The 18,160-nt window shown below is 70.1% G+C and carries 21 protein-coding genes; 10 read left to right on the forward strand and 11 right to left on the reverse strand.

What is annotated here, in order from left to right; all coding sequences use genetic code 11:
• Positions 1–12 precede the first annotated feature (12 nt).
• Complete coding sequence (locus ABC271_RS07570) at positions 13–1,542, forward strand: catalase (RefSeq protein WP_412924285.1); 1,530 nt, start codon at positions 13–15, stop codon at positions 1,540–1,542.
• A 24-nt stretch (positions 1,543–1,566) separates the two neighbouring features.
• Here the strand turns inward: ABC271_RS07570 and ABC271_RS07575 are convergent, their stop codons facing one another.
• From ABC271_RS07575 to ABC271_RS07585, 3 genes are read right to left on the reverse strand one after another with little or no spacing between them, the layout of a single operon-like run.
• The gene (locus tag ABC271_RS07575) at positions 1,567–2,142 is read right to left on the reverse strand and encodes a DUF2238 domain-containing protein (RefSeq protein ID WP_412924286.1); all 576 of its coding nucleotides are present in this window, start codon (positions 2,140–2,142) and stop codon (positions 1,567–1,569) included.
• An 8-nt stretch (positions 2,143–2,150) separates the two neighbouring features.
• A complete protein-coding gene (locus tag ABC271_RS07580) occupies positions 2,151–2,984 on the reverse strand; it encodes an endonuclease/exonuclease/phosphatase family protein (RefSeq protein ID WP_412924287.1) in 834 nt (277 codons plus the stop codon).
• A complete protein-coding gene (locus ABC271_RS07585; protein ID WP_412924288.1) occupies positions 2,984–3,700 on the reverse strand; it encodes a glycosyltransferase family 2 protein in 717 nt (238 codons plus the stop codon). The genes ABC271_RS07580 and ABC271_RS07585 overlap by 1 nt, the downstream gene beginning before the upstream one ends.
• Positions 3,701–3,803: 103 nt before the next feature.
• On the opposite strand from ABC271_RS07585, the gene ABC271_RS07590 reads away from it, so the two are divergent.
• The 3 genes from ABC271_RS07590 to ABC271_RS07600 are packed head-to-tail and all read left to right on the forward strand — an operon-like array spanning position 3,804 to position 6,004.
• Positions 3,804–4,550 (forward strand): sulfurtransferase, encoded by a 747-nt coding sequence (locus tag ABC271_RS07590; protein ID WP_412924289.1) that lies wholly within the window; start codon positions 3,804–3,806, stop codon positions 4,548–4,550.
• Between the two features lie 3 nt (positions 4,551–4,553).
• Entirely contained in the window at positions 4,554–5,507 is a 954-nt protein-coding gene (locus ABC271_RS07595; protein ID WP_412924290.1) for a dipeptidase, read from the forward strand.
• The gene (locus ABC271_RS07600; RefSeq protein WP_412924291.1) at positions 5,504–6,004 is read left to right on the forward strand and encodes a GNAT family N-acetyltransferase; all 501 of its coding nucleotides are present in this window, start codon (positions 5,504–5,506) and stop codon (positions 6,002–6,004) included. The genes ABC271_RS07595 and ABC271_RS07600 overlap by 4 nt, the downstream gene beginning before the upstream one ends.
• Here the strand turns inward: ABC271_RS07600 and ABC271_RS07605 are convergent.
• From ABC271_RS07605 to msrB, 7 genes are all read right to left on the reverse strand, one after another.
• A complete protein-coding gene (locus ABC271_RS07605) occupies positions 5,964–6,695 on the reverse strand; it encodes a hypothetical protein (RefSeq protein ID WP_412924292.1) in 732 nt (243 codons plus the stop codon). The two genes, ABC271_RS07600 and ABC271_RS07605, sit on opposite strands and share 41 nt — an antisense overlap.
• A gap of 113 nt (positions 6,696–6,808) precedes the next feature.
• A complete protein-coding gene (locus ABC271_RS07610; RefSeq protein ID WP_412924293.1) occupies positions 6,809–7,186 on the reverse strand; it encodes a hypothetical protein in 378 nt (125 codons plus the stop codon).
• Positions 7,179–7,553, reverse strand: coding sequence for a hypothetical protein (locus tag ABC271_RS07615; RefSeq protein WP_412924294.1), 375 nt, complete (start codon positions 7,551–7,553; stop codon positions 7,179–7,181). The genes ABC271_RS07610 and ABC271_RS07615 overlap by 8 nt, the downstream gene beginning before the upstream one ends.
• A gap of 31 nt (positions 7,554–7,584) precedes the next feature.
• Positions 7,585–8,820, reverse strand: coding sequence for an NAD(P)/FAD-dependent oxidoreductase (locus tag ABC271_RS07620; RefSeq protein ID WP_412924295.1), 1,236 nt, complete (start codon positions 8,818–8,820; stop codon positions 7,585–7,587).
• A 107-nt stretch (positions 8,821–8,927) separates the two neighbouring features.
• A complete protein-coding gene (locus ABC271_RS07625; protein ID WP_412924296.1) occupies positions 8,928–9,314 on the reverse strand; it encodes a GntR family transcriptional regulator in 387 nt (128 codons plus the stop codon).
• An 88-nt stretch (positions 9,315–9,402) separates the two neighbouring features.
• Entirely contained in the window at positions 9,403–9,957 is a 555-nt protein-coding gene (gene msrA / locus ABC271_RS07630; RefSeq protein WP_412924297.1) for a peptide-methionine (S)-S-oxide reductase MsrA, read from the reverse strand.
• 47 nt (positions 9,958–10,004) lie between these two features.
• Complete coding sequence (gene msrB, locus ABC271_RS07635) at positions 10,005–10,463, reverse strand: peptide-methionine (R)-S-oxide reductase MsrB (protein WP_412924298.1); 459 nt, start codon at positions 10,461–10,463, stop codon at positions 10,005–10,007.
• 188 nt (positions 10,464–10,651) lie between these two features.
• Between msrB and ABC271_RS07640 the strand changes: the two genes are divergently transcribed.
• Entirely contained in the window at positions 10,652–11,479 is an 828-nt protein-coding gene (locus tag ABC271_RS07640) for an SDR family NAD(P)-dependent oxidoreductase (RefSeq protein ID WP_412924299.1), read from the forward strand.
• A gap of 79 nt (positions 11,480–11,558) precedes the next feature.
• Here ABC271_RS07640 and ABC271_RS07645 read toward each other — a convergent pair whose 3' ends face one another.
• A complete protein-coding gene (locus ABC271_RS07645; protein ID WP_412924300.1) occupies positions 11,559–11,870 on the reverse strand; it encodes a hypothetical protein in 312 nt (103 codons plus the stop codon).
• A gap of 141 nt (positions 11,871–12,011) precedes the next feature.
• Between ABC271_RS07645 and ABC271_RS07650 the strand changes: the two genes are divergently transcribed.
• The 5 genes from ABC271_RS07650 to ABC271_RS07670 all read left to right on the forward strand — a co-directional run bounded on the left by ABC271_RS07650 (position 12,012) and on the right by ABC271_RS07670 (position 18,157).
• Positions 12,012–12,683, forward strand: a complete 672-nt coding sequence (locus tag ABC271_RS07650; protein WP_412926119.1) for an NUDIX hydrolase — start codon at positions 12,012–12,014, stop codon at positions 12,681–12,683.
• Positions 12,684–12,746: 63 nt separating this feature from the next.
• Positions 12,747–14,426: a glucose-6-phosphate isomerase gene (gene pgi / locus ABC271_RS07655; RefSeq protein ID WP_412924301.1), complete on the forward strand. Its 1,680-nt coding sequence runs from the start codon at positions 12,747–12,749 to the stop codon at positions 14,424–14,426.
• A 403-nt stretch (positions 14,427–14,829) separates the two neighbouring features.
• Positions 14,830–15,741: an aggregation-promoting factor C-terminal-like domain-containing protein gene (locus tag ABC271_RS07660; protein ID WP_412924302.1), complete on the forward strand. Its 912-nt coding sequence runs from the start codon at positions 14,830–14,832 to the stop codon at positions 15,739–15,741.
• Between the two features lie 87 nt (positions 15,742–15,828).
• Positions 15,829–16,407, forward strand: coding sequence for a PadR family transcriptional regulator (locus tag ABC271_RS07665; protein WP_412924303.1), 579 nt, complete (start codon positions 15,829–15,831; stop codon positions 16,405–16,407).
• A 52-nt stretch (positions 16,408–16,459) separates the two neighbouring features.
• Entirely contained in the window at positions 16,460–18,157 is a 1,698-nt protein-coding gene (locus ABC271_RS07670; protein WP_412924304.1) for an ABC1 kinase family protein, read from the forward strand.
• Positions 18,158–18,160 lie beyond the last annotated feature (3 nt).

Here is an 18,160-nt window from a genome sequence, read left to right on the forward strand (position 1 = left end):
GTGAGGAGCGCCATGACCACCCCCACCACCGCCAACAACGGAGCGCCCGTCGCCAGCGACGAGCACTCGCAGAGCGTGGGAGCCGACGGCTCCATCTCCCTGACCGACCACTACCTCATCGAGAAGCTCGCGCAGTTCAACCGCGAGCGCGTGCCCGAGCGCGTGGTGCATGCCAAGGGCGGCGGGGCGTTCGGCACCTTCCGCACCACCGGAGACGTGTCGGCCTACACGCGTGCGGCACTGTTCCAGCGCGGCGCCGAGACCGAGATGCTCGCGCGCTTCTCCTCCGTCGCGGGCGAGCAGGGCAGCCCCGACACGTGGCGCGACCCCCGCGGATTCGCGCTGAAGTTCTACACGACCGAGGGCAACTACGATCTCGTCGGCAACAACACGCCCGTCTTCTTCGTCAAGGACGGCATCAAGTTCCCCGACTTCATCCGGTCGCAGAAGCGCCTCCCCGGCAGCCACCTGCGCGACAACACGATGCAGTGGGACTTCTGGACCCTCTCGCCCGAGAGCGCCCATCAGGTCACGTGGCTCATGGGCGACCGTGGCATCCCGGCCTCCTGGCGGCACATGAACGGGTACGGGTCGCACACGTACCAGTGGATCAACGCCGAGGGCGAGCGGTTCTGGGTGAAGTACCACTTCCACACCGATCAGGGCCATAAGACCCTCTCGCAGGACGAGGCCGATCAGATCGCCGGTCAGGACGCGGACTTCCACATCCGCGACCTGTACGCCGCGATCGAGCGCAGCGAGTTCCCCACGTGGACCCTCAAGGTGCAGATCATGCCGTACGAGGATGCCAAGACCTACCGCTTCAACCCGTTCGACCTGACGAAGGTGTGGCCGCACAGCGACTACCCCGAGATCGAGGTCGGCACGATGGAGCTCAACTGCAACCCGGGCAACTACTTCGCCGAGATCGAGCAGGCGACGTTCGAGCCGTCGAACTTCGTGCCCGGCATCGACGGCAGCCCCGACAAGATGCTGCAGGCCCGCATCTTCAGCTACGCCGACGCGCACCGCTACCGCGTCGGGACGAACTACCAGCAGCTGCCGGTGAACCGTCCCCACACCGAGGTGCACTCCTACTCCAAGGAGGGCGCGATGCGGTACGAGTACAACCCGCCCGAGGTCCCTGTCTACGCGCCGAACTCGCTCGGCGGTCCCGCGGCCGACCCGCGCCGGACGGGCGACGGCGGGTGGCAGAGCGACGGCGAGCTCGTCCGCTCCGCGGCGACTCTGCACCCCGAGGACGACGACTTCGGTCAGGCGGGAACACTCGTCCGCGAGGTCATGTCGGCCGAGCAGCGCGACCGTCTCGTCGAGACGATCACCGGTCACGTCGGCGGGGTCACCCGCCCGGACGTGCGGGCCCGTGCCGTGCAGTACTGGAAGAACGTGGATGCCGAAATCGGCGCCCGCCTTGAGGCGGCGCTGCCGCCGCTGGCGGACGCGACCGCTCCGGGCGAGCAGCTCAGCGAGCCGAACCCCGACGGCGACCTCGTGGGTCGCGACATCGCCGGCCGTATCTGACGCCGTCCCGGGGCGACCGCGCGCTCACAGCGTCGCGCGGTCGCCCCGGGTCAGCCGGAACCGGGATGCCAGGATGCCGACGACGAGAGCGCCGATCCCGCCCGCGGCCATGTCGCCGATCGTGTCGTCGTAGGTGACGAAGATGCTGTCGGTGAGGAAGCGGTAGCCGAACCACTCCACCATCTCCCACACCGCGCTGAGGGCAAGTCCTGCGACCGTCGCCACGACGATCGGTGTGCGACGCCGGCCGGTCGGGGCGAGGACCCCGGTGTCGTGGAGGACGACCAGGGCGACGGCAGCGAGAACGCCCGTGCACGCCGCGTGGACCACGAGATCCCACCCCGTCCAGGAACGGTACAGATCGATCACGTTGCTACCGGCGGCGACGAAGACCGTGACGCAGGTCACGAGGTCCAGCCCCGAGCGGAGCCCCAGCATGCGCGAGAGCATGACGGCGGGCAGGGCCATCGACAGCACCGCGGTGTCGGTCGCCGGGAGCGTGAACGTCGACACGACGACCGTGAGGATCGCCACGGCGCGGACGGCATCCGCGATCCACTCCACCGCGGTTCGGGGCGGTCGCTTCAGGTTCGCGTACATGGCGCGGATCATCGGGCCCCCGGAACCGGGATCCGCACTACGGCCTGGACCGGGAGGTGATCCGAGGGCCAGCTCGTTCCCGTGGGACGCGGGTCGATGCCCACGCCTCGCACTCCGACGTCGGGGGTCGAGAGGATCGCGTCGATGCGGCGCGCGCCGAGCTTCGGTCGGCGGTAGTTGTTGAACGTCCCCCACTCGGCGGTCCGGCGCACCGGGGCGTACGACCACGTGTCGACGAGGTGCCCTTCGGCGAACATCGCCGACAGCTCGGCGGAACGGACGGGGGCGTTGACGTCGGCGGTGAACACCAGCGGCAGATCCTCTCCCGCGACGAGGTCGGACAGCCAGCGCGCCGACCGGCGGCGGGCTCGGTGGGAGAACGCGTCGAAGTGGCTGTTGACGAAGACGAACGGCGCGGTGGTCTCGATGTCGCGGAAGCGCGCGATGACGGCGATGCGGGGGATGGTGTTGCCCCACCCCGTCGACCCGTCGACCGCGGGGGTGTCGGACAGCGCTGTCTGCCTCCAGTCCAGCAGCTCGAGGCGGTCGCGGTCGTAGAAGATCGGCGTGCCCTCGCCGCCGCGGTCGCGTCCGCGGCCGAGCCCGACCCGGCCGTACGTCGTGCCCAGGGAATCCTGCACCCAGCGGGCTTGATCGGGGAGGGCCTCCTGCGACCCCAGCACGTGGGGCTTGTTCGCGCCGAGGAACACGCGCAGGCGTTGCTTGCGCAGACCCCATCGGTCGTCGGAGGGCCACGTGATCCGCTCGAACCGCCGTCGGATGTTGAAGCTCATCACGTGCAGGTCGGGGGCATCCACGTTCGGGAAGAGCACCGCCGCCATCAGCCGCGCCGCCGCAGCCGTCGCGCCCACCGGAGCGGGGGGATCTCGCGCGGCCAGTGCGCGAACACCGTGCCCATGCCGCGGGAGAAACTCCTCGCGAACCGTCGCGGCCGCACCGTGCGGGAGGAGACGCGCATCTGGTGGTGGCCCGGCACGATGCGGATCCGGTGATCCTCGCCGAGGTGGAACGCCAGGTCGAGGTCGTCGTGCAGGCGCGGGTCGAGGTGCACTCGATCGCGCACGCTCTGCCAGGCCCGGCGGCGGAACGCCATGTTCGATCCCCACAGCGGGGCGTGACCGAGGGCCGGGTACGCGAACGCGGTGTAGGTCCCGAGGAACGCCCAGGCCATCGGCCGACGCTGACGTTCGGGACCGTCGTGGAAGACGGCGCCGGCGGTGACGGCATCCACCTCCGGATCCGAGAGGGCGTCGACCATGCTCGCGACCCACCCGCTGCCCGGGAGGCTGTCGGCATCCAGCCGCAGGACGAGGTCGCCGCGGGCCGCGTCGTACCCGGTCGCCGCGGCAACGGGGATGCCGGGCTCGCCGCAGAACACCACCCGGGCCCCAGCGGCTCGGGCAACGGCCGCGCTGTCGTCGCGGGACGCGTTGTCGACGACGACGATCTCGTCGGCGGGGCGCGACTGAGCGGCGAGGGCCTGCAGGCAGGCGGCGAGGGGGACGGCGTCGTCGCGGACGGGGATCACGATCGACACGGTGGGACCTTCGGGCACGGCACCTCCAGGGAAGCGGTCCTGCAACGCTACCGAGCGCTGCGGTGGGATCGGGCGGCCTTGCGCTCTGCGTACCCTGGATGCCATGGCATCCGCGGCATCCGTCCTCAACGTCTCGGCGTATCTCTTCACACGGATCGACGACCCCGCGGCGCTGCGCCCGGTGCTCAAGGCGCGCGCGGCGGCGGCGGGACTACGCGGCACGATCCTGCTCGCGGAAGAAGGCGTCAACCTTTTCCTCGCGGGCGAGCCCGATGCGGTGCGCGGCTTCCTCGACGATCTGCGCGCCGACGCGCGGTTCGCGCCCCTCGCCGCGAAGGAGAGCTGGTCGGAGACCGTGCCGTTCGGGCGTCTTCTGGTGAAGGTCAAGCGCGAGATCATCCGCATGGATCGCCCCGAGGTGCGCCCGCAGGACGGGCGCGCGCCCGCCGTGTCGCCGGCGACGCTGCGCCGCTGGCTCGACCGGGGGACCGACGACGAGGGTCGCGAGGTCGTCCTCGTCGATACGCGCAACGCGTTCGAGGTCGACTACGGCACGTTCGCGGGGGCGAAGGACTGGCGCATCGAGCGCTTCACCCAGTTCCCGGATGCCGCGAGCACCCACCGCGACGAGCTCGCGGGCAAGACCGTCGTCAGCTTCTGCACGGGCGGGATCCGCTGCGAGAAGGCGGCGCTGTACCTCCGCGACGAGGGGCTCGACGCGTACCAGCTCGACGGCGGCGTCCTCGGCTGGTTCGCTGACCAGGGCGACGCGCACTGGGACGGCGAGTGCTTCGTCTTCGACGAGCGCGAGGCCCTCGACCCGGCGCTCTCCGCCCGCACGGGCGCCTGACCGATGCTGTGGGACCAGCACGCGTGCGCCGAGCTCGTCGAGACCGCTGACCTGGCGGAGCTGCAGCGCTACCGTCCGGCCGGCGGCGGATTGGTGTCGCTCAACGTCGGTTACGCCCCGCACGGGCCCGAGGTCACGGCCTCCCTCCTCCGGGCTTTCCGCGCGCAGGTGACCGGGATCGACGGGCTGGAGCTCGCCGAGTCGGTCGCCGACGTCGACCGGATCGCCGCCGCGGGCGACACGGCGATCGTGTTCGACCTCGAGGACTGCGCTCCGCTCGGCGGCGACCTCGACGCCGTCGCGCCCCTCGTCGCGCAGGGCGTGCGCACGCTCGGGCCGGTCTACAACTACGCCAACGCGGCCGGGGGCGGATGCCTGGATGCCGACGACCCCGGCCTCACCCGGTGGGGGCGTGACCTCATCGCCGAGCTGAACCGTCGGGGAATGGTGCCCGACGGTTCGCACGTGGGCGCCCGGACCTCTCTCGACATGTGCGCCGTGTCGACCCGGCCGGTGGTGTTCAGCCACTCGTGCCTGAGAGCCGTGTGGGACCACCCCCGCAACATCACCGACGACCAGGCACGCGCCGCCGCCGACACCGGGGGAGTCGTCGGCATCACCGGCGTCGGTATCTTCCTCGGCCCCAACACGCCTACGCTCGACGCGATGGTGCGCCACATCGAGTACGCCGTGGAGCTCGTCGGCATCCGTCACGTCGGAGTGAGTACGGACTTCTCGTTCGACTGGGAGACGTTCCAGACGACCCTCGCTCACAGCCCGGCGCTCTACGACGCCAGCTACACGGCGTGGGGACCGGTGGAATGGATGCCGCCCGAGACCTTCATCGGCCTCGGGGCGACGCTGCGCGGGCGCGGCTGGAGAGAAGACGACATCGCGGCGGTGCTGGGCGGAAATTTCCGCCGCGTCGCGACCGAGAGCTGGGAGGCTCAGCCATGACCGACCTGACCGACGGCGCCGTGCTGCGCCGGGCCCGCCCCGGCGATGAGGCCGGCATCCTCGCGTGCATTCAGGCGCTCGCCGACTACGAACGCGAACCGGATGCCGTGGACAACACGGTCGAGATGCTCGCCGAAACGCTCTTCGGCGACGACCCGCGCGCGTTCGCGTTCGTCGTGGACGGCGGGGACGGCGAGATCCGCGCCATCGCGATCTGGTTCCTCACCTACTCGACGTGGACCGGGCGCCACGGCATCTGGCTGGAAGACCTCTACGTGCACGAGCGGTACCGGTCGAACGGGTACGGCGTGGCGCTGTTGTCGGCGCTCGCCGCCGAGTGCCTCGAACGCGGGTATCCGCGCCTGGAGTGGACGGTCCTGGATTGGAACGAGCCCGCGATCGGGTTCTACCGCGCCCTCGGCGCCGAAGCCATGGAGGAGTGGACGACGCGGCGCGTCACGGGCGCGGCGCTCGAGGCTCTGGCGCGGCGCGGCTGAGCTCCGTCTCGACGCGGACCAGAGAGAGGTCGAGGAACGGCAGGGCGTCCCGGGGCAGGACAGAGGTGCAGACGACGTGTTCGTCCACGCGGAAGCCGACGGCGTAGACGAACGGGTCGGTGTCGATGTGCACGCCCGGACGTTCTTCTCCGTTCACGCTGATCGAGGAATCGGCGACCGCGCTCGCTTTCACCCTCCACCCCTCCGACGTCGTGGGGCCGGCCGGAAGCCCGAGTTCCTCACGGAAGCTGTTCCGCAGGACGTGATTCGTGTGGTCCACAAGCTGCTGCGAGAGGGAATGCCGATCGCGGTCGGGTGACGCGTGCCACGCCGTCCGGGTCGCTTCCCACAGCATCGGATAAAGGAAGATCCGCGCCTGCTCCCGCAGCCAGGCGGGTCGGCCCCACGGCGGCTCTTCCTCGATCGCGCGTCGGGTCCGGTCATCCAGCTCGACCTCGTTCCGCGGGTCGGAGCGATCGTCGGGATACCGCCACAGCGTGTAGGTGAACTGCACGGACAGCTCGCCCAGGCCGTTCATCCCGCCTGACTCGGTGAACCCTGTGATCGGGACGCGAGTGAGCGAGCGCTGCGGCCGGAGCTGGAACACCGGGAACGAAACGGCGCGCAGCCGGGCGTCGGACGCGATGCCCGGATCGGGAGCGTCCATGGGCACGGTTCCGCCGAACTCCATGTTCTCCAGTGTCCCCCAGGGACGTGTCCATTCCCAGCCCCGTCGCGGGAATGCACGGCGAGGGCATCTGTGCACTGAGCACGCGAATCGGCGGGGTGTCGCGTCGAGGAGCGTCAGTGGCCGAACTCGGCGCGGATCTCCGCGACGCCCGCGAGTTCGGTCCGCAGTCGGTGCACGAGCGCGAGGCCGTCCGCGATCCAGCGATCCTCGTCCGGGAGCGGATCCTCCGGCTGACGATCCTGCCACTCGTCGTTCCACGCCGTCAGAGCGTCGAGGAGATCATCCGAGAGGGGGAACGTCTCCCGTGTCGCCGGGTAGGCATCGCTGAAGTTCTCCCAGAGGGGCAGTTCCACAAACCACTCCGGGAAGACGCGGATGAGCCGCCGACCGTCGTCCAGTCGCGGCGGTCTGGACGCTCGCAATTGCCGATCCTGCCAGCTCCACAGTGCCAGCCGGCCGCGCCGTTGCTCCTCGGTCTCGCGCTCAGGCACGGCCCCACTCCGGCTGCGGGTACTCGCTCGCGGGAGCGGCGACTGAGAGGACGGCGACCAGGCCGGCCAGGACGACGGCAGCAGCGATCGCCAGCGTGATGCCCACGATGACTCGGCGGCCACGGCCGGACCTCGAGCCGCGGAGTCCGACGAGCGCCGCGCCGATGAGCCCGATGATCCAGATCCCGAGTCCCAGGGCGCCCATGGCTAGGCCGATGGCGCGCTCGGAATCGTCCGAGTCCGAGTACGGGATGACGGTGATCCCGGGGCCGGCCAAGGTCAACCCGGATGCGCCGAGCATCAGGACGCCGACAAGGCCGGACAGCGCCGCCGCGACAGACAGGAGGAGTGCGCCGGTGATCCGCATGCTCCCATCTTGACGGGTGCGTCCCGCCGGTTCAGTGCTGCAGATCCTGCAGCACGGCCTCGGCGGCCCGCTGCCCCGACACGAGAGCGCCCTGGATCGATGCGGTGTCGCGGTGGTCGCCCGCGACGTACCGGCCGTCGCCGAGCCGCACGGGCCGGCGGAGGTGGAGCGGCGGGTCTTGGGCGGGGAGGGCGGCCGCGATGTCGTCGCGACGGAGCAACCGCCACGGGCGCGTGTCCACGCCCCACAGTTCGGCGAGGTGCTGTCGGACGTCCGCCTCCGTCGCGGTGGTGGGCAGCACGATCGTCGCCTCGACGAGGTGCTGGCCGCGCGGCGCATACGTGGGCGCGGTGTTGGTCACGATCGCCGTGTGGACGATCGGTCCTCGACGCAGACCGTCCACGCGCAACGCGGCATCGTCGTTGTGGCGTTCGTCGGTGGCGAACCACCACGTCTGCAGCCCTCGGGGGCGGGGCAACGGCACGTCCAGCGCGGGGTTCAGCCCCGTCGCCACCACGACGGCGCGGGCGTCGATGGCATCCGCGTCCTCGATCTCGACACGCCAGCCGCTCCCGTGCGGCCGGGTGGCGGTGACCCGGCGGGACAGCTGGATGCCGGCTCCGGCGCGCCGCGCGGTGTCCGCCAACTGCGCGGGAAGGGCGCCGATCCCCGCGGCCGGCACCCCGGGCGCGCCGAGGGCGAAGCTGCGGACGAGGAGCCGCACGAAGGTGTCGGACGACTCCTGCCGGTCGTCGGCGAGAACGCCCGCGAGGAACGGTTCCAGGACACTCTCGCGCACCGGTCCGCGCACACCCGCCCGGTCCCACGCCTCGGCGAGACGGCGATCGGGTCCGTGCTTCACGGTGCGCGGCCGCGTGAGGGCCGGAAGCGCCCACCGGGCGAGAGGCACGAGGTCGGCGGGGCGCACGAGCCCGCTCGCCAGCGACCTCGGGATCGTGGTGGGATGGCGCAGGGGATGAGCGATCCGTGCCACTCCGTCGTCGAGCCGGACACCGAGCGCCACGGGGAAGGAACGCAACGCCAGGGCGCCGAGGTCGACCCAGCGCCGCACAGCCGGGTACGCCGGGTTGAGCACGTGGAATCCGCGGTCGAGCCGGAAACCGTCGACAACGTCCGTGCGTTCGCGTCCGCCGACTGCGTCCTCGGCCTCGATGACGACGACGTCGCGCCCGGCCTCGGCCAGCCGTGTCGCGCACCGGAGCCCCGCCAGTCCTGCCCCGATCACCACGACGTCGTATTCGCTCATGGGTCGAGCGTAGGTAGCCGCGCCCGCCGATCAGCGGGGGTTGCGCGCGTCGGTGCTACGCGCCGAGATGACCGCTGTTGAGCGACGTGACCGGCATCCCGCCGGAATCACTCGTCATTTCGGGAGGCGGAGGTCATCTCGTTCCCCAGCGCCGCCCGCGCGAGATCCAACGCGTCCGACGGCGCGACGGCGAGGTCGCGCATCGCGCGCGCGAATGCCGCCGCGGCCTCGGCGGCGCGTGCGCGCGTGGCATCCATTCCGGCCGACACGAAGGTGCCCGCACGGCCGCGGGTCTCGACGAACCGCGCTTCCTCGAGTTCTTTGTAGACGCGTGCCACGGTGTTGGCGGCCAACCCGAGGTCGGTGGCGAGCGTGCGAACCGGCGGCAGACGCGTGCCGGTGGGCAGGTCGCCCGCGTCGATCAACGCGATGATCTGCGCGCGCACCTGCGCGAACGGCGGCGTCGACGACGCGGGGTCCAGACGGATGTCCATGGTGCCGCCACCGTATCAACCGTCCGGCCGCGCGGCCGGCACGACGAAGGGCCCGGATGCCATGGCATCCGGGCCCTCGTTCACAGACTTACGCGTTCGCGTCCTCGCGCTTGGGCAGTACCCAGCCGGGGCGCACGAAGTGGCACGTGTACCCGTTGGGGATGCGGATCAGGTAGTCCTGGTGCTCGGGCTCGGCCTCCCAGAAGGGGGCCTCAGGCTCGATCGTGGTGACGACCTTGGCGGGCCAGATGCCCGACGCGTCGACGTCGGCGATGGTGTCGCGGGCGACCTGCTCCTGCTCGGGGGAGAGCGGGAAGATCGCGGAGCGGTAGCTCGTGCCGATGTCGTTGCCCTGGCGGTTCAGGGTCGACGGGTCGTGGATCTGGAAGAAGAACGCCAGGATGTCGCGATACGACGTCTTCGTCGGGTCGAAGACGATCTCGACCGCCTCGGCGTGGCCGGGGTGGTTGCGGTACGTCGCGTGGTCGTTCTGTCCGCCGGTGTAGCCGACGCGCGTGTCGAGCACGCCGGGCTGGCGACGGATGAGGTCTTCGACGCCCCAGAAGCAGCCGCCCGCGAGGACGGCGGTCTCGGTGCCGGGGCGGCGGGTGATCTCGCCGGTGTCGGTGGGTCCGCTGGTCATGGTGTCGCTCCTTTTGCGATCGCGGTGAGAGAAGAGGGAGAGAAGGTTCACGACGCGCGGCTCTCGCGGAAGAGGGCCAGGTACGCGCCGTAGCCCTGGGTCTCGAGCTCGTTGACGGGAACGAACCGGAGCGCGGCCGAGTTCATGCAGTATCTCAGTCCGCCGGCCTGGCGGGGGCCGTCGTCGAAGACGTGGCCCAGGTGGCTGTCGGCTCCGCTGGAGCGCACCTCGGTGCGCTTCATCCAGAGCGTCCGGTCGGTCTTCTCCACGACGGCGGCGTCGTCGATGGGCTTGGTGAAACTCGGCCAGCCCGACCCGCTGTCGAACTTGTCGGTCGAGGAGAACAGCGGCTGCCCCGAAACGACGTCGACGTAGATGCCCTGCTCGTGGTTGTCCCAGTACTCGTTGCGGAACGGCGGCTCGGTCGCGTCGTCCTGCGTCACGGCGAACTGGCGGTCGGTGAGACGTCCCAGCGCCTCCGACGTCTTGCGGTACTCCGTGGTCACGGTGTGATCCTTTCGCCTGCGATGCCCGCTGCGGGCATCACTGAGGAGAACGCGCGACCCCGCGGATTTGGTCCCGCGGGGCTGGGAGCGGGCTGTGAGTTCACGGAGGTCCCGGATGCCGGGGGGCAACCCCCGGGTCTCTCATCGGTGACATCGCTAGCGTTGCGGGTCCACACCCAGGAGGATCCATGCCCCGCACCATCGTGATCACCGGAGCCAGCGACGGAATCGGCGCGGCCGCGGCACGCCAGCTGCACGAGATCGGCGAGGAGGTCGTGGTCGTGGGCCGCAATCCCGACAAGACGCGGCGCGTCGCGGACGCGCTCGGGGTCCGGTCGTTCACCGCCGACTTCTCCGACCTGGCGCAGGTGCGCGAACTCGCGGAGTCCCTGCGCGCCGAGTATCCCCGCATCGACGTCCTCGCGAACAACGCGGGCGGCATCTTCGGTGACCGCAAGCTCACAGGCGACGGGTTCGAGGTCACTTTCCAGGTGAACCACCTCGCTCCGTTTCTCCTGACGAACATGCTGCGCGAGACGCTCCTCGAGTCGCGTGCGTCGGTCATCCAGACCTCCAGCGCCGCCGCCCGACTCTTCTCGCGCTTCGACGTCGACGACCTGCAGGGGGAGCGCCGCTACTCCGCGTCGCGCGCGTACGGCAACGCCAAGCTCGCGAACGTCCTCTTCACGAAAGAGCTGAACCGACGCTTCGGCGACGCGGGACTCGCAGCCGTCGCGTACCACCCCGGCGTGATCGCCTCGAGTTTCGGCTCCACCGGCAGCGGATCGTGGCAGTTCCTCTACGGGGGCCCGCTCGCCGAACGCTTCATGACCTCGACCGACGTCGGCGGCGCCCGCCTCACCTGGCTCGCGCTCGGCAAGCCCGGCGTCGACTGGCAGCCCGGCGGCTTCTACGCGAACAACAAGCCCGCCAGGACGCATCGACGGGCCGATGACCCGGCGTTGGCGCGTCTGCTATGGGATCGCAGCGCCGAACTGGTGGGTCTGGCACGCTGAGAAACTGTCCGTTTCCTCCGGGATGACCCAGGATGCCGAATTCTTGGCGCCGTCTGGGTGGACGCTCATCGCGGGTCCGTCACCGCACGCCCGCGCGCGGCGGCTCGACGGTCCACCCGAGACGCTCCAGGGCGGCGTGGAGTCGCCGCGCTTGCGCCAAGGCGACCTCTCCTGAGACGTCGGAGTACACGTCGATGGCGAACGGCGGCGGGTCGGCGAACTTCGGGATCTCCACTTCCGCCCACGCGTGCGGGGCGAGCCAGACGCGCGGATGCGAGGTGCGGGCATCGTCGACCCCGCCGTCGGCCGCGAACGCAATGACATCGAGTGCGTCGATCTTGGTGATGGGCATGTCGACGACGAGTGTCACGGCGTGGAGTCTTTCGGTCATCGGGCACCTCCCGCGATCATCCTCACACGCGGGGTTCCGTCTCGGGCAGGCTGACCGGCTGCGGTCACCCCGGACTACCCTCGATCCATGCCTTCCCCTCGCGACGACCTCCAGGTTCTCGTCGACGCCGCAGCGGGCGAGATGTTCGCGGATCTGCGCGCGCTCCCGGTCGAGGGCGACGCGCGCGACGCGGCGGTGCTCATCCTTTTCGGAACCCTGGATGCCATTCCGAGCTCCCACACCTCGCGCGCGGTCCCGTCCGACCTCGACGTGCTCCTCCTCTCCCGCGCCGACACCCTGCGCGCGCATCCCGGGCAGGTCGCCTTCCCCGGCGGGCGCGTGGATCCCGGCGATGACGGCCCCATCGCCGCCGCGCTCCGCGAGGCGCGGGAGGAGACCGGACTCGATCCCGCGGGGGTCGACGTCATCGGGACCCTGCCGCGCGTACCGCTTGCCTATTCGCGCCACGTCGTGACCCCCGTCATCGCGTGGTGGGAGCGGCCGACGCCGGTACGAGCGGTGGATGCCGCCGAATCGGCGGCGGTGTTCCGGGCTCCTGTCGCCGACCTCCTCGACCCGGCGCGCCGTGGGGTCACCACGATGCGCCGGGACGGCCGCGAATGGCGGGGGCCGGCATTCGTCGTCCCGCACGCGGCCGGAGCCCACGTGGTGTGGGGCTTCACGGCGATGCTGCTGAGCGGCATGTTCGACCGCCTCGGATGGACGGAACCGTGGGATGGGACGCGCGAGATCGCGCTGCCGCCAGTCGGCGCGACCCCGGGGACGGCTCCTCCCCGGGCGACCATTCCCTAGCGTTTTCCCTTCCGTTCGTCATCCCGCGCTCCCGGGTGCCCGCGGGTCGCTAGCGTGGTGTTCGTGACTGCGCCCGTTGATCCCACCACCACCTCCGCCTGGACTCGCCTTACGGCCTTGCGCGAGAGCTTCGACCCCGATCTGCGCGGATGGTTCGCCGCCGATCCCGGCCGCGTCGATAGCCTCACGCGCACCGTGGGTGATCTGCACGTCGACCTCTCCAAGAACCTCGTCACGTCCGAGATCCTCGAAGCGCTCGTCGCGCTCGCCGACGAGACGGGCGTGCGCGAACGATTCGCCGAGATGCTGAGCGGCGTCCACCTCAACACCTCCGAGGATCGTGCGGTCCTGCACACCGCACTACGGCGCCCGGCGGGTGCCACGCCTCCGCTCCACGTCGACGGGCAGGACGTCGACCACGACGTCCAGGCCGTGCTTTCCGCGATGGCGGAGTTCGCCGAGCGTATGCGCAGCGGCGAGTGGCAGGGTGTGACCGGCAAGAAGGTCACGCACGTCGTCAACATCGGCATCGGGGGGTCCGACCTCGGCCCGGTGATGGTCTACGAGGCTCTCAAGCCGCTGGCGGATGCCGGCATCCAGGCCCGTTTCGTGAGCAACATCGACCCGACCGACATCGCCGAGAAGACGGCCGACCTCGACCCGGAGACGACGCTGTTCATCGTCGCGTCGAAGACCTTCACGACGCTCGAGACGCTCACCAACGCGCGCCTCGCGCGCGATTGGCTCTGGGCGGGTCTTGCGGGTACGGGCGCGATCGACGACTCCGACGCGGCTCGTGTCGACGCTGTCGCGCACCACTTCGTCGCGGTGTCCACCGCGCTCGACAAGGTGGAGGCGTTCGGCATCGACCCGGCGAACGCGTTCGGCTTCTGGGACTGGGTCGGCGGTCGGTACTCTGTCGACTCCGCGATCGGGCTCTCCCTCATGATCGCCTTCGGGCCGGCGGCGTTCCGCGACCTGCTGAGCGGCTTCCACACCGTCGACGTGCACGTCGCGACGACGCCCGTCGAGCAGAACGTCCCGGTCCTCATGGGCCTCCTCAACGTCTGGTACACCAACTTCCTCGGTGCCCAGTCGCACGCGGTTCTGCCGTACGCGCAGCAGCTCAGCCGCTTCGCCGCCTACCTGCAACAGCTCACGATGGAGTCCAACGGCAAGTCCGTCCGCTGGGACGGCTCGCCGGTCACGACCGACACGGGCGAGATCTTCTGGGGCGAGCCGGGCACGAACGGCCAGCACGCCTTCTACCAGCTCATCCACCAGGGCACGCGGCTCATCCCCGCCGACTTCATCGCCTTTGTGAACCCGGCCTATCCCCTCGCCGATGACGGCCGTGACGTGCACGGACTGTTTCTGGCGAACTTCCTCGCCCAGACCAAGGCGCTGGCGTTCGGGAAGACGGCCGAGGAGGTCGAGGGGGAGGGAACCACCGGCGCACTCGTGGCCGCCCGCACCTTCCCCGGCAACCGGCCGACCACGTCGATCTTCGCCCCGGCTCTGACGCCCGCCGTGCTCGGCCAGCTCATCGCGGTGTACGAGCACATCACCTTCACCCAGGGCACGGTATGGGGCATCAACTCCTTCGATCAGTGGGGCGTTGAGTTGGGCAAGCAGCTCGCGCTGCAGATCGCGCCCGCGATCGAGGGCGACAACGACGCTCTCGCGGCCCAGGATGCCTCGACGGCAGCGCTTCTGAACTACTACCGGGCGCACCGATCCTGACGGTTTCGGCGCCTTGAGTCGGGACCAGGTCCCGTAAACGCTGCGAACGGGTCGATTCGCGAGATTTTTCTCGCCGGATCGACCCGTTCGACGTTCGTCCCCGCGAGGGGGTCCGTCCGAGACGGATGTCGCCGAAGGGGCGTTGGCTGCTGGCGGTAGATAAACCCCTGGTCAGGCACCTATGCGACGGAGGGTGCGTTTCGCGCGCCGCGGTCGTTATCGCCAGCCGTGCCGCCCCGCGACGACCGCCCCATCGTGGCCGCCGCACTCACGACCCTTTCAGGTAACGGAGAGATAACGCTCAGAAGCGCCACCCACACTCGGGGACTCGTGTCGACCCGACGGCACGGTTCCCGCGTTCGTACCCGACGAAACGCGCTGATGACGAAAGATTCCCTCCGTTTTGCTGCGTTCCGACCTCAAGCTCGCCCATGTCCGCCGCGCCCGCCGCACCCTTGCCACCGCCGCCACGTGCGCCGGTGTCGCCCTGGGCATCGTCGTCACGACGGGAGTAGCCGCGGCGTCTCCGATCTCACTGCCGGATGCTGCGGCATCCACCTTCGCCGCGCCCGCGTTCCGCTCGGTGCAGGCGGTCACCACGTCCCCGACTCTCGAGGCGGTCGTCGGCGACGCCGATGCCGCGCTCACGCGCGCGCAGACGACCCTCTCCGACGCCGCAACCGTGGAGTCCGACATCGCCACGGCGGGCCTCTCGCTCTCGGTCGGCGACACATCGGTTGACACGTCCGCGTTGCAGACGGCTGTCGACCGGCTGTCGTCCTCCGACCTGCTGCCGGTCGTGCTCGTTCCCGCGCTCAGTCAGAACGCGGCCAGCGAGGCCGAGCGCGTTTCCGAGCGGGTCGCCGTGCTCCGCGGCAGTCTGAACGACGCCGTGGCCGCCAAGGCCGCAGCCGACGCGGCGGCCGAAGCGAAGAGGCAAGCAGAGGCGGCTGCGGCTGCCGAGGCGCAGCGCCAGAAAGAGGCCGCCGAGGCGCTGGCGCGCGTCAACACGCCGGCGGGTGCCAAGGAGTTCGCGGCCACCCTCGCGGCGGAGAAGTACGGGTGGGGCTCCGATCAGTTCTCGTGCCTGGAGTCGCTGTGGACCAAGGAGTCCGGCTGGGACTACCAGGCCTATAACCCCAGTGGCGCGACCGGGATCCCGCAGTCGCTCCCGGGGAGCAAGATGGCGACGTTCGGTGACGACTGGCAGACCAACGCCGCAACCCAGATCGCCTGGGGGCTCGATTACATTTTCCGCGGCTACGGCACGCCGTGCAGCGCGTGGGGCCACTCGCAGGCGACCAACTGGTACTGAGCGGAAACTCTCAGCCTGAGTCCTCCTCAGCGATATATCGTTGTATATCGCTGGACCCGTTCGGGGTCCGCATTTCGGGAGGTCATCATGAGTGGTTCGTTCCTAGGAGATGCATTCGGCGCCCGCGGAGGTGCCGCCGGCCAGGGCTGGCCGATGTCGAACATCATGGACGCGGTCGAGCAGCTGCGCGCGCAGTTCGAGCAGAAGACGTCCGGCGCGACGCGCATGAACAAGGGCGACGTGCGTTCCGCGGTGCTTTCGCTCCTGCTCGAGCAGCCGATGCACGGCTACCAGATCATCCGCGAGATCGAGGAGCGTAGCGGCGGCTCGTGGAAGCCGAGCCCCGGTTCGGTCTACCCGACCCTGCAGCTGCTCACCGACGAGGGCCTCGTTCAGGCCGAGGAGTCGGGCGGTCGCAAGACCTACTCACTCACCGAGGAAGGACGCGCTGCCGCAGGCGAGGAGACCACCGAGCGCTCCGCGCCCTGGGAGTCGGCCACCACGCGCGACAGCGGACGTATGACCGCTCTCCCCAAGGCCGGTGTCGAGCTCGCGCAGGCGGCGGCTCAGGTGGCGCGTACGGGCAACAAGGAGCAGGTCGCGGCGGCTGTCGAGGTCCTCGACGACGCCCGCCGTAAGCTCTACTCCATCCTCGCCCAGAGCTGAGGGTGCCCGAGCCCGACGGCAATCGCCGGGTCATCGGCATCCCGGAGATCCGATGACTGACGACGCCCTCCTGCGCGCCCGCTATCGGCGCATCACGCGGTTCGCCGCGCGCTACCTGGTCCAAGCCTGGTGGTACGAGCTGTTCCTGCCGCGGTTCGGCCTCGAGCGCATCTCCGCTCGTGGCCGGACCCGGCGACTTCAGCTCATCGCTCGACGCTTTCACGCTCTGGCCATCGATCTCGGCGGTCTGATGATCAAGGTGGGGCAGTTCATGTCGTCGCGCCTCGACGTCCTGCCGCCGGTCATCACGAAAGAGCTCGAGGGCCTTCAGGACGAGGTCCCCTCGGTCCCGTTCGCGCAGATGCGGGCGCGCGCGGAAGAAGAGCTCGGGATGCCACTCGAGCGAGCGTTCGCGTCCGTCGACGAGCGCCCGCTCGCGGCCGCGTCGCTCGGACAGGCGCACCGTGCGGTCCTGACCGACGATCTCGCCGCAGACACGGGTCTACGCGACGTGGTGCTCAAGATCCAGCGCCCCGGAATCGACAGGATCGTCGACGTCGACCTGCGCGCCCTGCGCAAGGTCGGTGTCTGGTTGAGCCGGGTCGCTCTCGTTCGCGACCGTGTCGACATGCCGGCGCTCGTCGAGGAGTTCGCCGCGACGAGCCTCGAAGAGATCGACTACCTCCATGAGGCCACGAACTCCGAGCGCTTCGCCGAGGACTTCGGCGGCGAAGGCGGAGTCGCCGTGCCCGAGGTCGTGTGGGAGCGCACCACGCGGCGCGTGCTCACCTTGCAAGACGTCACGGCCATCAAGATCAACGACGTCGATGCCCTCCGTGCGGCGGGGATCGATCCGTCCGAGGTCGCCGCACGTTTCGCCGCGGTCATGTTCGACCAGCTGTTCGACGACGGGTTCTTCCACGCCGACCCGCACCCGGGCAACGTGTTCGTGACTCCGATGCCCGAGGCGATGGATGCCGACTTCCCGGCGTGGCGGTTCACCTTCATCGACTTCGGAATGATGGGCGAGGTTCCGCCGAACCTGCGGCGCGGGCTCCGACGTGTACTGATCGCGGCCGCCTCCCGTGACGGCAAGGGGCTCGTCGATGGCATCCGCGACATCGGGGTGCTGCTGCCTTCGGCCGACACCGTGCAGCTCGAGCGCGCGATGACGCAATTGTTCTCCCGCTTCGGCGGGATGGGATTCGCCGAGCTGCAGGAGGTGGACCCCCGGGAGTTCCGAGCCTTCGCGGTCGAGTTCGGCGACGTGGTCCGGGCGCTGCCGTTCCAGCTGCCCGAGAACTTCCTCCTGATCGTGCGGGCGATGTCGCTCACCAGCGGCATGTGCAGTGCACTGGACCCCGCTTTCAACATCTGGGACGCCGTCGAACCCTATGCGCAGCGGCTCATCCGCGAGGAGGGCGGCAACACCGTCCAGGCGCTGGCGCGCGAAGCCGCCTCGGTGGCGGGTGTGGCGGCTCGCCTTCCGCGGCGTCTCGACGCGCTCATCTCGCGCGTGGAGGAGGGCGGTGTCTCGGCGCAGGTGCCTCGCGTCGAGCGCCGACTGCGTGACCTCGAGCGCATGGTCCGTCGCGTCGTGTCTGCCGTGCTGTTCACGGGGTTGCTGATCGGCGGCATCCTGCTGCAGGCGGAGCAGGCGGCCTTCGGCACCGTGCTGATGGTGCTCTCGGTCGGGCCTCTTGCTCACGCACTTCTCGCCGGGGTGGTCGCTCGCCGCAGCGGGCGCTGACGG

The organism is Microbacterium canaveralium (assembly GCF_047238045.1).
Classification (GTDB): domain Bacteria; phylum Actinomycetota; class Actinomycetes; order Actinomycetales; family Microbacteriaceae; genus Microbacterium.